At 32.1% G+C, this 15171-nt stretch carries 6 protein-coding genes and 4 pseudogenes; 8 read left to right on the top strand and 2 right to left on the bottom strand.

Annotation, left to right across the window (positions count from 1 at the left end; translation table 11 throughout):
* The first annotated feature begins 4 nt into the window (after positions 1 to 4).
* Both IPK06_05535 and IPK06_05530 read left to right on the top strand, forming a co-directional pair.
* Entirely contained in the window at positions 5 to 1339 is a 1335-nt protein-coding gene (locus IPK06_05535) for an AGE family epimerase/isomerase (protein ID MBK7979459.1), read from the top strand.
* 35 nt (positions 1340 to 1374) lie between these two features.
* Positions 1375 to 2475 (top strand): cellulase family glycosylhydrolase, encoded by a 1101-nt coding sequence (locus IPK06_05530; GenBank protein ID MBK7979458.1) that lies wholly within the window; start codon positions 1375 to 1377, stop codon positions 2473 to 2475.
* 123 nt (positions 2476 to 2598) lie between these two features.
* Here IPK06_05530 and IPK06_05525 read toward each other — a convergent pair.
* Positions 2599 to 5033: pseudogene (locus IPK06_05525) on the bottom strand (glycosyl transferase).
* 273 nt (positions 5034 to 5306) lie between these two features.
* Here IPK06_05525 and IPK06_05520 point away from each other — a divergent pair.
* The 6 genes and pseudogenes from IPK06_05520 (at position 5307) to IPK06_05495 (ending at position 13217) form a co-directional block, all read left to right on the top strand.
* Positions 5307 to 6721: pseudogene (locus IPK06_05520) on the top strand (MFS transporter).
* 82 nt (positions 6722 to 6803) lie between these two features.
* On the top strand, positions 6804 to 7796 hold the full coding sequence (locus tag IPK06_05515) for a glycoside hydrolase family 130 protein (protein MBK7979457.1): 993 nt from the start codon (positions 6804 to 6806) through the stop codon (positions 7794 to 7796).
* A 25-nt stretch (positions 7797 to 7821) separates the two neighbouring features.
* Positions 7822 to 8820: an aldo/keto reductase gene (locus tag IPK06_05510; protein ID MBK7979456.1), complete on the top strand. Its 999-nt coding sequence runs from the start codon at positions 7822 to 7824 to the stop codon at positions 8818 to 8820.
* A 65-nt stretch (positions 8821 to 8885) separates the two neighbouring features.
* Positions 8886 to 10019 carry a beta-mannosidase gene (locus tag IPK06_05505; GenBank protein MBK7979455.1) on the top strand — a complete coding sequence of 378 codons (1134 nt, stop codon included), beginning with the start codon at positions 8886 to 8888 and terminating at the stop codon, positions 10017 to 10019.
* Positions 10020 to 10129: 110 nt separating this feature from the next.
* A pseudogene (locus IPK06_05500) lies at positions 10130 to 12033 on the top strand (Na+:solute symporter).
* Positions 12026 to 13217: pseudogene (locus tag IPK06_05495) on the top strand (glycosidase). Before IPK06_05500 ends, IPK06_05495 begins: the two co-directional pseudogenes overlap by 8 nt.
* A gap of 106 nt (positions 13218 to 13323) precedes the next feature.
* Here the strand turns inward: IPK06_05495 and IPK06_05490 are convergent.
* Complete coding sequence (locus IPK06_05490; GenBank protein MBK7979454.1) at positions 13324 to 14706, bottom strand: AGE family epimerase/isomerase; 1383 nt, start codon at positions 14704 to 14706, stop codon at positions 13324 to 13326.
* Positions 14707 to 15171 lie beyond the last annotated feature (465 nt).

Here is a 15171-nt window from a genome sequence, read left to right as displayed (position 1 = left end):
AAAATTGAAAAAGGTAATATCAGCATTTATTGTAATGTTACTTGTCTCATCAATCAATTTTTCTCAAGATGAAAAATTGGCTGAAGAACTTTATAATTCGTTGAAGCAAAACATAATTGAGACTTGGTATCCGAGAACAATAGATAAAATATATGGCGGATTTATTACTGATTTTAATTATGAATGGAAAGAAGAAGGCAAGCAAAATAAAATGTTGGTTTCTCAAACTCGACACGTTTGGACAACTTCTAAATCTGCCGAATTTTTCAATGATAAAAATTATCTTAACTATGCAAAGCATGGATTTGAGTTTCTCAAAAATAAAATGTGGGATTCAGTTTATGGCGGATTCTATTTTTACCGTGATCAAGAAGGAAATGAAATTCCTCAAATTGGTAATAATAAATCTTCATACAGTAACGCATTTGCAATTTATTGTTTAGCCGCATATTATAAAATATCAAATGACAGTTCTGCGCTAAATTTAGCAGTAAAAACATTTTATTGGTTAGAGAAAAACGCTCACGACCCGATAAATAAAGGTTATTTTGACTTACTTAATCAAGACGGTTCCAGACAAAAGTTAATTGTTGAAAAACGTGGTTTAGAATATAATGTAAAATCAAATTGGAAAGATCAAAATTCTTCAATTCATTTATTGGAGGCTTTTACTGAACTTTATTCCGTTTGGAAGAATGAATTATTGAAAATTAGATTAGAAGAAATGTTAAGTTTAATAAGAGATACAATTGTAAATGAAAAAGGATATTTAATTTTATATTTTGATGAAAAATGGCATCCCATTTCTTTTGCCGATTCAATCGAAGAGATTAGAAAAGCAAATCATTTTTTAGATCATGTTTCATTCGGACATGACATTGAAACTGCTTATCTAATGCTTGAAGCAGAAAATGTTTTAGAGAATAAAGATAAATCAAAAACACTTGCCGTTGCGAAAAAAATGGTTGATCATGCTGTGGAATTTGGTTGGGATTATAAAAATGGCGGGTTCATCTACGAAGGATATTATTTTAAAAATGAAATGAAACCTCGCGTAATTAATAAATCAAAAGTGTGGTGGGTACAAGCAGAAGGATTAAACTCACTTTTAATGATGTATAAATTATTTCCCGAAGAAAAAAGATATTACGAATTGTTTATTAAAGAATGGAAATATATAGATAAATATTTGATTGATCACAAACACGGTGATTGGTATGCCGAAGGTTTGGATAACTCTCCTGAATTTATAACCTATGCAAAATCATACGAATGGAAAGTTAATTATCATAATTCAAGAGCGTTAATGAATTGTATTAAAATGCTGAATGAAAAATAGATTAAATATTTTGTGAATAATATTTGGAGATGTAAGTGAATAGAAGAGAATTTGTCAAAACTGGCTCGGTTTTTGGATTAGCCGCCATTGGCGGATTTCCTATAAATTTAAAATCTCAAACAAAAGGGGAGAATATGAATTTCTCAAAATATAAAGGTTTTAACTTAACTCAGAAAACTGGCGGAACAGGACCAAGACAAAAATTTGAAGAAGAGGATTTTGAAATAATGAACGACTTGGGATTTAATTTTGCAAGAATTCCAATGTCTTATTGGAATTGGTCAAAGCCAGAAAACTGGTTAGAAATAAATGAGGATATTTTTACCGATATTGACGAAGTAATTGAATTTGGCAGACAATATAATATTCATATAAATTTAAATTTACATAGAGTTCCCGGATATTGCATAAATGGAAGAGATTTGGAACCGATGGATCTATTTGACGATACGCCGGAAAATATGAAAACCGCATTAGATGCGGTTGTACGGCATTGGAAATTCATTGCCAATAGATATAAAGGGTTTTCAAATGAGCGAGTTACTTTTGATTTAATAAATGAACCGCCTGGAAACACAAATGTTAAAAGATATGAGGAAATTGTTCGTGCTTTAGTTTATGGAATTAGAAAAGAAGACCCGAACAGACTTATTGTTGTTGACGGTAAAGATATTGGACGCGCTCCGTTATTAGGAATTGAGGATTTAAATGTTGTTCAAAGTACACGCGGCTATGATCCGATGAGCGTAAGTCACTATACCGCAACTTGGGTTCCCAAGAATGAATTTGAAACATTTGAAAAACCTACTTGGCCATTGCAAGGCGATGACGGAAAGATTTGGGATAAGGACGCGCTAAAAGTTAAATTGATTGACAGTTGGAAACCGTTAATTGATAAAGGTGTTCAAGTTCACGTTGGTGAATGGGGATGTTTTAATCAAACGCCGCATGATATATGTCTTAGTTGGATGAAAGACGTACTCGCTTTGTGGAAAGAAGCGAATTGGGGTCAGTCTATGTGGAATTTAAAAGGAGCGTTTGGGATATTGAACAGCGAAAGATCTGATGTTAAGTATGAAGAATATAAAGGACATAAGTTAGATAGAAAAATGCTGGAGTTACTTAATCAATATTGATTTTATTCTAATAATGTTTTCTGTGAACTTATGTCGTGCCGAACTTGTTTCGAGATTTAAGTTGCTGATCCCAAAAGTCTTTGTAACAGCTTGACGAGCAGAAATAATTTCATAAATTATATGTTAACTCATTATTACTTCAATAAAATTTTCACTTCCTTTTTCCATAATTGGGATAACATTTCCTTCAATAATTTTAGCATTTAATAAAATATGAACAATGCCTTTTGAAACATGATTCGGATTTTTAATATCGATATTGTAAATCGAGTTTCTGAATTTTCTTTGAATCTTAAATCCATCCCAATCATTTGGAATACACGGATCAATTTTCAATCCGTTATACTGCGGCTGAATTCCCAAAATATATTGTGTTAAAGCATAATAATTCCAAGCGGCCGTTCCCGTTAACCAAGAATTTTTAGCTTCTCCTGGTTTATGTGCGTCTTTTCCCGCAATCATCTGAGAATAAACGTAAGGCTCTGTTTTGTGCAAATCACTTATGTTTTCCAAATATGAAGGTGCAATTTTCTTATAATATTCAAATGCTCTGTTTCCATTTCCTAAAATCGTTTCACCAATTATTATCCAAGGATTATTATGACAAAAAATACCGGCGTTTTCTTTATAACCGGCGGGATAAGTAGAAATTTCACCCATGTTAATATGATATTTTGTAAATGCCGGATTATTTAGCACAATTCCGTATTCACAGTCTAAATATTTTTTACAGAATCTAACGCGATTTTTGCACGACCGTCATCTTTCCCAATTTCCGCCATCGTACAAATTCCCTGCGTCTCAATAAATATTTTACCTTCTTCATTTTCTTTACTACCGATTTTTTCGCCATAAAAATCATAAGCTCGTAAAAACCAGTCTCCATCCCAGCCGAATTTATCAATAGCATTTTTCATATCTTTAATATGGACTAATGCTTTTTCAGCTTCATCTGTTTTATTAATTTGCCGGCAAAGCTCAACAAATTCATTACCATAAAGCACAAACATTCCCGCTATAAATATTGATTCCGCGGCACCGCCTCTTTTATTTTCTGTCGTTTGAAATGACTCATCTGGATTTTTAGAAAAGCAATTTAAATTCAGGCAATCATTCCAGTCGGCTCTGCCAATCAATGGAAGTTTATGCGGACCCAAATTATTTACGACGTGATAAAACGACCTTTTCAAATGTTCAAATAAAATTTGAGATTTTGTTTCATCATTATCAAATGGAACTTGTTCATGTAAAATTGACCAATCTCCGGTTTCTTTGATATAAGTTGTTGTTGATAAAATAAGCCAAAGAGGATCGTCATTAAAATTACCGCCAATTGTGTTATTCCCTTTTTTTGTCAATGGCTGATATTGATGATAAGCGCCGCCATCTTCGAATTGAGTCGCGGCAATATCTAATATTCTTTCACGAGCTTTATCCGGAATTTGATGTACGAATCCGATCAAATCTTGATTGGAATCTCTGAATCCCATTCCTCTTCCAATTCCGCTTTCAAAATATGAAGCGCTTCTGGACATATTGAAAGTGATCATACATTGATACTGATTCCAAATATTAACCATTCGATCTAATTTTTCATCATTACTTTTAATTTGATAAATTGATAAAAGCGAATTCCAGTAATTATTCAAATTCTCTAAAGCGGTATTAACCGAAGCAGGATTTGAAAATTCATTTATTAGTTGAACCGCTTTTTCTTTATTAACAATTCCTTTTGATTCCCACTTTCTGTCTTCTTCATTTTCAACATATCCCAGTATGAAAATAAATTCTTTCTCTTCATTTGGCTTAAGAGATACATCAATTTGGTGTGAAGCAATCGTTGACCAGCCATGCGCTATTGAATTTCTTGACATACCTTGAACAACCGCATCCGGTTCATCAAATCCATTATATAATCCAAAAAATGAGTCTCTGTCAGTATCAAATCCATTTATTTCAGAATTTACTGAGTAAAACGCATAATGGTTTCTTCTTTCTTTATATTCGGTTTTATGATAAATAACTGAGTCCTTAACTTCCACTTCACCTGTAGAAAAATTTCTTTGGAAATTGGTTTGATCATCCTGCGCGTTCCAAAGAGCAAATTCTATAAATGAAAATAATTTTATTGATTTAGGTTTGTTGCTTAGATTGGAAAGTTTAACTTTTTGTATTTCACAATTTTTTTGCAAGGGGACAAAAAACAAAATTTCTGTTTGAATAAAATTCCTTGTTCCTTTAATAATAGAATAACCTAATCCGTGTCTGCACGAGTAATTATCAATTTCGGATTTGACCGGTTTCCAGCCGGGAGACCAAAAATCATTTTCATCTTTTACGTAAAAGTATTTTCCACCATTATCAATAGGAACATTATTGTATCTAAACCTTGTTATTCTTCTTAGTAAAGCATCTTTATAAAAACTATAGCCGCCAGAAGTATTTGATATTAAAGAAAAAAAGTTATCATTACCCAAATAATTTATCCAAGGATAAGGTGTCTTATAATTTGTAATAACGTATTCTCTTTTTTCATCGTCAAAAAAACCATATTTCATATTTAGTCCTTAAGAAAAATTATTATTAAATTATTTTATCAGTTTGATAATTATATATCATAAGAATAAAAGTAAATTGTATCTTTATGATTGTAAAATTCATTGGTCAAGATATTTGCCTCAGTGACATATAAAAATTCGTGTTATTTGAATTAAAATACGTGGTACGAATTTTGAAATAATTAGTAATTACTTTTTTATATGTCAATAAAACCAAAATCTCTTTGATCTGAATTGCAATAATTATTCCAAAAACAAAACGTCAGAGATATCATGAATGAAAGTGGAAAATTAAGATTTAAAGAAAAATTTGCGTATGGATTTGGAGATCTGGCTTCAGTTCTGTATTGGCAAACCTTTATGCTGTACCTAACTTATTTTTATACAGATGTATTTTTAATTCCCGCTGCTACGGTCGCAACAATGTTTTTATTAAGCAGAATTTGGGATGGAATTAACGATCCAATGATGGGCATTATTGCTGATAGAACAAATACAAAATGGGGACATTTCAGGCCTTACTTATTGTGGATATGTATTCCGTTTGCTGTTGCTGGAGTTCTAGCATTTACAGTACCGGATCTTGACGAAGGCGGAAAAATTACTTGGGCTTATATAACTTTCTTTTTGATCATGATGTTATATACCGCAATTAACATACCTTATACAGCGTTGTTAGGTGTAATAACTCCCAACTCAAACGAAAGAACTTCAGTTTCCTCATTTAAATTCTTATTTGCGTTTTCTGCCGGCATTATTGTTTCTGCAACACTTTTGCCTTTGGTTCAAATTCTAGGTGATGGAAATGATGCTAAAGGTTGGCAATCTGCTTTTATTATTTACGGAATTGCGGCAATTGTATTTTTCTTAATTACATTTTTCGGCACCAAGGAAAGAGTTCAGCCGCCCAAAAATCAGAAATCTTCTATTAAGCAAGATTTTTACGAATTGGTTACAAACAAACCTTGGTTGATACTTTTAGTTACAACAATAATGTTTATACTTTTTGTTGCCGTAAGAAGCAGCGTAACAGTACATTATTTCAAATATTTTGTTGGTACGCAAGAAGTTGATCTGCCGTTTATGGAAAAAGCATCTTATGACTTTAACGCAATAACATCTGTGTTCAATACAATTGGACAATTTTCTTCATTTCTCGGTGTATTGGCTGTTAGTTACGTTTCAAATAAATTGGGAAAGAAAAGAACATTTTTCTTTACTTTGTTATTGCAGTTATTGGAACAGCTGGATTTTATTTTTGCAGACCCGAACAATTAGGTTTGATATTCTTTTTACAAATTATCGGTTCATTTACAGGCGGTCCTTTAAGCGTGCTAGTTTGGGCGATGTATGCTGATACTGCTGATTACAATGAATGGAAACGAGGAAGAAGGACAACCGGCTTGGTATTCTCTGCGTCAACAATGTCGCAGAAATTCGGCTGGGCTGTAGGTTCTTTTGCCGCTCTAACTTTAATGGCTCAAGTCGGGTTTGAACCAAATCAAGTACAATCGCAAGAAAGCATTGATGGTTTAATTTTATTGTTTAGCTTAATTCCGGCAGCGTTTGGTGTTTTGGCAATTATAAGTTTCATGTTTTATCCGCTTGATGAGAAAAAAGTTCATGAAATTGAAACTGAACTTATACAAAGAAGACAATTAGCAGAGAATCAGTTTTCAGCAAATTAGAATTTTTTTTAGATTTTTTATAGTCTATATAAAATATAATCACATGATAATTTATTGGCAATTATTATAAAAGTGGTCAAACATGGATAAGATTATTATTGGAAATTCACTTCCAAATATTCCTTGGGAAGATAAACCAAAAAACTGCGCTGATTTTGTTTGGAGGTTTTCCGGAAATCCGATTTTAGGCTGGAATCCAATTCCGAAAGCAGCAAGAGTATATAACAGTGCAATCGTTCCTTATAATGAAAAATTTGCCGGAGTTTTTAGAGCAGATAAAAAAAATGGCAGAGCAACTTTATTTGCAGGAACAAGTGAAGACGGAATTAAAATAGATTTGAACACGGAACCGATAAATTGGATAGTTGAAAATGGAAGTCCGAATCCGACAAGTTATGCTTACGATCCAAGAGTTGTAAATATAGATGGTACTTATTATATAACTTGGTGTGATGATATGAAAGGCCCATCAATCGGACTTGGAAGAACAACAGATTTTAAAACTTTTGTCAGAATGCCAAATCCATTATTACCTTATAACAGAAACGGTGTTTTATTTCCAAGAAAAATAAACGGAAAATATTATCTGTTAAGCAGACCAAGCGATACGGGACATACTCCATTTGGAGATATTTATATAAGTGAAAGTCCGGATTTAATTTATTGGGGAAAACATAAACACGTGATGGGAAAAGGCGGACAAGGCTGGTGGCAAGGTACAAAAATTGGAGCGGGTCCGATTCCAATTGAAACAACGGAAGGCTGGTTATTATTTTATCACGGCGTTTCAAATACGTGTAATGGATTTGTATACAGTTTTGGCGCTGTAATTCTGGATTTGGAAATTCCAAATAAGGTTTTGTATAGAACAAGGGACTATTTATTAACTCCCGAAAAGGATTATGAAACAATCGGTTTTGTACAGAATGTGGTTTTTCCATGCGCTAATTTATATGACGCACAAACCGGAAGAATCGCAATTTATTACGGTGCTGCCGATACATATACAGCCATTGCATTTGCTCAAGTTAATGAACTAATAGATTATATTAAAAAAAACTCGGAAGTTGTTTAAATAATAATTTAAAATTGAGACAAAAATGGAATATAGATTTCTAGGTAAAACAGGGTTAAAAGTTTCAGCACTTTCCTTTGGTTCATGGGTCACTTTTAGTGAACAAGTCGACAAAAAAGTCGCTTCAAATTGTATGAAGACGGCATATGATTTCGGCGTTAATTTTTTTGATAATGCCGAAGGTTACGCAGCCGGTAAATCAGAATCAATGATGGGAGAAATAATTAAAGATTTCGGTTGGAAAAGATCAGATTTAGTTTTATCAACTAAAATATTTTGGGGCGGAAGAGGACCAAATGACAGAGGATTATCGTTTAAGCATACTATAGAAGGAACTAATGCGTCATTAAAAAGAATGCAGACTGAATATGTTGATCTATTATTTTGTCATCGTCCCGATTTTTATACGCCGATTGAAGAAACTGTTAGGGCTATGAATGTGCTGATTAATCAAGGTAAAGCTTTTTATTGGGGTACAAGCGAATGGACAGCGGTTCAATTGATGGAAGCTTATGAAATTGCCAGGAGAGAACATTTAATTCCACCCGTTATGGAACAGCCTCAATATAATATGTTCGTAAGAGACAAAGTTGAAAAAGAATTTGCCGACCTATATACTAAAATTGGATTAGGCACAACAATTTGGAGTCCACTTGCAAGCGGAATATTAACCGGAAAATATAATAACGGAATTCCAAAAAATTCAAGATTATCATTAAATGGATATGAATGGTTAAAAGAAAGATTTGAAAGTGAGAACGGTAAACATCAAATTAAAAAAGTAATTGAATTAGAGAAAATAGCAAAGGAAATTAATTGCTCAATTTCAGAAATGGCAATTGCATGGTGCTTGCTAAATAAAAATGTTAGTACGGTAATAACTGGCGCTTCAAAACCGGAACAAGTAAAAACAAATATGAACTCATTAAATATTGTTGAACTTCTTGATAATGAAATATTAGAAAAAATAGAAACTATTTTGGACAACAAACCCGAACATGATTTTGATTGGCGAAACAACTAATTTCGTTTTCTACCATGTTTTGATTAATGAATATAAATTTTAAAACTCTAAATTTTCTAAAATTAATGAAATATAAAGTACTTTTACTGATTCCGTTTTTTATTGCTGCTTGTACCTATCAAAATGAAAGCAAAATAATTCAAGAAAAATTAGACGCAAAACTCATTGATACAAACGCAACATTCGGAACAATTGCGCTATTTTATAATTTGCTGAAGAATCCGGATTCAACGGTAATCTTCGGACATCATCATTCAACAGCTTACGGAATTGGATGGCGGGATGATAAGGATAGATCGGATATTAAAGACGTTACGGGAAGTTATCCCGGAATTGTTGGCTGGGATTTTGCAGATTTAAATTATCAAAAAAATAATAACCCTGATTGGTTAAAAGATCATGCGGTAAATGCCTATAATAACGGACTAATTAATATTTTTGCCTGGCATTTAGACAATTTGGTAACCGGCGGAAGTTTTTATGATACTACAATTGTGGTAAAACATATTTTACCCGGCGGAAGTCACCACGATGTTTATAAAAATGAGCTTAAACGAATCGCTTACTTTTCAAAACACTTAATTGGCAAAGATGGAAAATTGATACCAATTATTTTTAGACCATTTCATGAATTTGACGGAAGCTGGTTTTGGTGGGGTGAACATTTTTGCACGCCTGAAGAATTTATTAACTTATGGCGGTTCACAATTACATATCTTAGAGATACGTTAAATGTTAATAATATTATTTACGCGTTTTCACCTGATTGTACCTTTACCAATTATACTGAATTTTTGGAACGATTCCCTGGCGATGATTTTGTTGATTTGATTGGAATGGATAATTATTGGGATTTTACTGACCTTGGAGAAGGAACCGATGCGGTTGTTAAAAAATTAAAATTGATTACAAAAATTGCAAGAGAAAAAAATAAAATCGCGGCGTTTACCGAAACCGGATTGGAAAAAATTCCCAATAATAAATGGTGGACAGAAAAATTACTGAAGGTTCTTAAAAGTGACAGTGTAAATGTTTCTTTTGTAATGGTATGGAGAAACGCGTATATAAATCATTTTTACGCGCCATTTAAGAATCATCCGTGTTCTCAGAATTTCATTGAATTTAAAAATGATCCAAAGATAATTTTTGCGGATGAATTATCGGATATTTTCAATATTGATATGGTTTTATCAAAATGATAAAAAGCAATTTATTAAAGTCTTGAAATACTTTTCTATTTAGTTAAATTTTTAAATTTATTAATGGCATCATTTTTGAAATTTTACAGCAAACCTAAATGGAACCGAAGATGCAGTTAAGTGTTGTTGACCTTTCGATTATAATTATTTATTTAATCTCAACTATTTTCCTTGGCATTTATTTATCTAAAAAGCATCCAAAAATATTAACCATTATTTTCTTGGAGGCAATACAATTAAATGGTGGTTTCTTGGCGTTTCCGACGCTTCGGGGATGTTTGATATTGCCGGAACAATGCTTTTAGTTTATTGGCTTTCCGTTTACGGTTTGAAAAGTATTTGGATACCTTGGCTTTGGCCGGTCTTTAATCAAATATTCCTTATGGTTTATTTATCGCCATGGTTAAGAAAGTCAAATGTAATGACGGGTGCCGAATGGATTAACACAAGATTCGGCAATGGAAAAGGAGCTACACTTTCTCATATAATTGTGGTAATTTTTGCGCTAATAAGCGTTATTGGATTTTTATCATACGGATTTAAAGGTATTGGAAAATTTGCCTCGGCGTTTCTGCCTCCGCTAGTAACTGATCCTAATTTATTGCTTCAATATCCACAGATAAATACAAATTTGTACGCGCTGATTTTAATGGCAATAACAACTTTATATGTTGTTAAAGGTGGAATGTTCAGCGTTGTCTTTACTGAAGTTATTCAATACGGCATCCTTACCATTTCATCAATTGCGATAGGAATTATCGCAATGTATAATGTTTCACCGGAAATGATTAGAAGCGTAATTCCAAATGGCTGGACAAATATTTTCTTTGATTCCGGGTTAAACTTAGATTGGAGCACAGTCACTTCATCTTTGGCCACGAAAGTTTCAGCGTTTAACAATTGGATTGATACCGATGGATATTCAATGTTCGGTTTGTTTTTTGGAATGATGTTGTTTAAGGGAATTTTAGTCGCTGCAGCCGGTCCGGCTCCAAACTACGATATGCAGAGAATTTTATCTACAAGAAGTCCTGTTGAAGCAGCAAAAATGAATTCACTCGTAAGTATTGTTTTAAATCCTGTTAGATATTTTTTAGTTACCGGACTGACAGTTTTGGCATTAACAAATTTTGACGCGCTTTATAAAAGTTCGGTTTCTTCACCGGATTTTGAAGCGATACTTCCTGAAGTTCTTGCCAAATATGTTCCCGTTGGGTTACTTGGATTACTAATGACTGGATTTATAGCCGCATTCATGAGCAATTTTGCCGCGACTGTAAATGCCGCTCCCGCATATATTGTTAATGATATATATAAACGTTATATAAATCCAAATGCCTCCGCAAAAAAATATGTAACAATGAGTTATATTGCTTCTGCCGGAGTTGTAATTGTTGGAATAACAATTGGCTTCTTTGTCGAATCATTGAATCAAATTGTTTTATGGATTGTCGCTTCGCTTTGGGGAAGTTATACCGCTGCAAATATTCTTAAATGGTATTGGTGGCGATTCAACGGATTTGGATATTTTTGGGGAATGTTTTCAGGAATTATTTCTTCATTGGTATTAACATTGCTGGAAAATCTTAAATTAATTCCTTGGCTAGATAATTTCCCATTGCACAATAATCCAAATATGAATTCGTTCCCGATTATTTTTATTGTTTCAGTTCTTGCTTGTTTAATTGCTACTTTATATACTAAACCGGAAAGCGATGAAGTATTAATAAAGTTTTACAAAAGGGTTAAACCTTGGGGTTTTTGGAATCCTGTATTACAAAAAGTTAAACTTTTAGATCCGAATTTTGAGCCAAACAAGAATTTTAAAAGAGATATTTCAAACATATTTGTTGGAATAATTTGGCAAATTACGTTAATGGCTTTCCCGGTATTTCTTGTGATTAGAGAATACAACTCTTTAATGATTGCTTTAGTGATTTTAGTTATAACTTCTATTATCTTAAAATTTAATTGGTGGAACAATTTAGAAAAATCATATGGCGAAAATGAATAAATTAAAGTTTGATAAAAAGACTGCCGTAATTTTTGATGAATATAACAAATTAATAAAATTAAAAAATACCGAATTAAAATCAGGTAATGGAATATTCAAACGTTTTAAAAATCCTATTTTAACCTCAGATCATATTCCGCCTTTTTGGAAATACGATTTTAATTACAAGACTAATCCTTTTTTATTAGAAAGGATTGGCGTTAACGCGGCATTTAATGCCGGCGCAATTGAGTTCAATGGAAAAATAATTCTATGCGTAAGAGTTGAAGGAAATGACAGAAAATCATTTTTCGCGATTGCCGAATCAAAGAATGGAATAGATAATTTTAAATTTTGGGATTACCCGATTGATTTGCCCGAAACTGAAAATCCTGATATAAATGTTTACGATATGAGATTGGTTAAACATGAAGACGGCTGGATCTACGGATTATTTTGCACCGAAAGAAAAGATAATAATGCAAATGCAAGCGATACTTCAAGTGCGATTGCACAATGCGGCATTGTAAGAACAAAAGATCTTGTTAAATGGGAGAGATTACCCGATTTAAAAACAAAATCACCTCAACAGAGAAATGTAGTTTTACATCCTGAATTTATTGAAAAAAAAATACGCGTTTTATACTCGCCCGCAAGATGGATTTATTGAAACGGGTAGCGGTGGAGGAATAGGATGGGGAGTTTGCTCAAATATTGAAAAGTCAATAATTGACAATGAAATTATAGTTGACGATAGACAATATCATACGATTAAAGAAATTAAAAACGGTTTAGGTCCTGCGCCGATTAAAACCAAAAAAGGCTGGCTTCAGCTTGCGCATGGAGTTAGAAATACTGCAGCCGGATTAAGATATGTATTATACTTATTCTTGACCGAACTTAATAATCCGGAAAAAGTTATAGCGTCTCCGGGAGGATATTTTTTAGCGCCTGTTAAAAAAGAAAGAATCGGTGATGTTTCAAATGTTGTTTTCAGTAATGGCTGGGTCGCAAAAGAAAATGGAGATGTTTTTATTTATTATGCTTCATCGGATACTCGTTTGCACGTTGCGGTTTCATCGGTTGAAATATTATTGGATTATGTTTTAAATACTCCAAAAGATGAACTAAGAAGTTATGCTTCGGTTCAAATTAGGAAAAAACTAATTGATAAAAATCTTAAGCTGTTAAAAAGAAAAAAATAATCTTCAATTAAAATAATTTATTTTAGACTACACTTTAATTCTTGTAAATTATTGAAAGCAATCAGCATTTAATTACCTTGATTTATTTCCAATAAGCTGAAAAGTTTTATAATAATTCAGCGGTTTTTTTCCAGTGATCAATAAATCCATTCATTTCGATTTTATTTTTTCTAAATCCTTCACTTACTTTATAGATTTGAAAGTCCTGATTGGATAAAATTGTTATGCAGTTCATTAAAGCTCTTCCATTGTGATAGGTCCCTTTCCAAATTCTACCTTTTGGTTTCGTTTTTTGATAAGGTTCAATATCTATTCCGCCCCAATACCAGTCGCCGTATTCTTTATCAATAATAAATTCCTTAATGTAGTTCCATTCATTGATAAATGTTTCAATATATTTATTTTCATTTGGAAAAATCTGAGCCATAATTAAATAAATATTTAACGCTTCAGCCTGAGCCCACCACGTTTTTGTATTCATTATTATTTTACATTTTTCGTTATCATTGAAATAGTATCCTCCGTCAAAAAATCCGCCTTTTTCATTATCCCATCCGTTTTCCAATGCATGATCAACCATTTTTTTAGCAATTCTTAAAGTCTTAAGATCGTTTTCTATTCCCAATTTAAAAGAAGCTTCCAACATTAAAAATGCGGTTTCATAATCATGCCCGAAAGATACATGATCTAATTTGTAATTTTGCTTGAGCATTTCTTCCGAATGATCTTTAAATGAGATCGGATTCCATTTTTGATCAAAAAATAATTGTAAATATCCTTTATCGGTGGTTATTACATCACGAATTAATAGTAACATCTCAGTTAAACGTTCTTTGAGTAAATTGGAATCATAAACTCCGAAAAATTCCGTAAAAGCTTCTAGCAGATGAATTGAAGAATTTTGATCTTTATAACCAACTTCCATTTTGTCATTTGCATTAGTAACGTAGTCACTTTCCTTATCGAAAATTTTACAATCTTCCGTCAAAAATTGAAAATATCCGCCATTCTTTTCATCATGTGCGAACGTATCAATCCAATAAAAAATTTGTTTAGCAAAATCCAGCACTTTCTGATTTTTTGAAATTTTATAAAGTGATGCTAAAGCAAATAAACCATATGCGTTTCCGTAAATTCTTTTTTCATTTTTCCAGCCTTCCGTTTCAGTATATTTGCCTTCTCTGTTTCTGATTTGGTAAAAACCGCCATTTAATTTATCCCACATTTTATTTTGAAGAAAATCAAATCCGTGCATTGCGTAATTTACATAGTTATTTGTATCAACAAAATTTGCAGATTTTGATAGTGTCCAAATATTTCTTGCTTGAGTAACAATCATTTTATCTTGAGAATCTTCAAGTTTAAAATCATATGAAAGATTTGTAAAATATCCGCCGTTTTCATTATCAACAACTTTAGGATACCATTTATCCAATAAATTGTTTTTAAGCTGGAAAGTCATTTCATTAAGAGTATTTTTAAGGTCCATAAGTGCTCGAAAATTTGATAATATTCATTCAAAAATTATGCTAAAGTTATATCAATAAACATAGGTTAAATTAACATCGCGAGAATTTTTAAGTTATCAATCTGATAGATTTTTATTAAAATGATAAGCAAAGTAGTTTATATTATAAGTAAATTCCAAGTAAAACCTCACGCATTTCTAAAATCAAGATGCTGTTAAAATAATTCTTGTTGGCACTTAGTTTGTACTTTGGAAAATAGTATTAAAGCATCAACAGAAATTTTTATCAATTAAGAGCAAAAATTACATTCCGGATTAAAATATTGTTGAATAAATGCAAACTAGGGAAAAATATCATGTCAGAGTTAATAGTAAGTTCTTTGTTTTGGTCTCATTGTTATTGTTAATATTGGTTATAATTTTTAGATTATTGACATAACAAGAAACAAAATAAAGTATATTATTAACAAATGATTATTAACAAAA

This window comes from Ignavibacteriota bacterium, from assembly GCA_016713565.1.
GTDB lineage: Bacteria > Bacteroidota > Ignavibacteria > Ignavibacteriales > Melioribacteraceae.
Note: the sequence above shows the minus strand (reverse complement) of the source record. Positions and strands in the feature narration are given on the sequence as shown.

Bases quoted from the DNA above. Each gene is read 5' to 3' on its own strand.
- IPK06_05505 (MBK7979455.1), top strand. From the start codon at position 8,886: ATGAAATATAAAGTACTTTTACTGATTCCGTTTTTTATTGCTGCTTGT.
- IPK06_05515 (MBK7979457.1), top strand. From the start codon at position 6,804: ATGGATAAGATTATTATTGGAAATTCACTTCCAAATATTCCTTGGGAA.
- IPK06_05490 (MBK7979454.1), bottom strand. From the start codon at position 14,706: ATGGACCTTAAAAATACTCTTAATGAAATGACTTTCCAGCTTAAAAAC.
- IPK06_05510 (MBK7979456.1), top strand. From the start codon at position 7,822: ATGGAATATAGATTTCTAGGTAAAACAGGGTTAAAAGTTTCAGCACTT.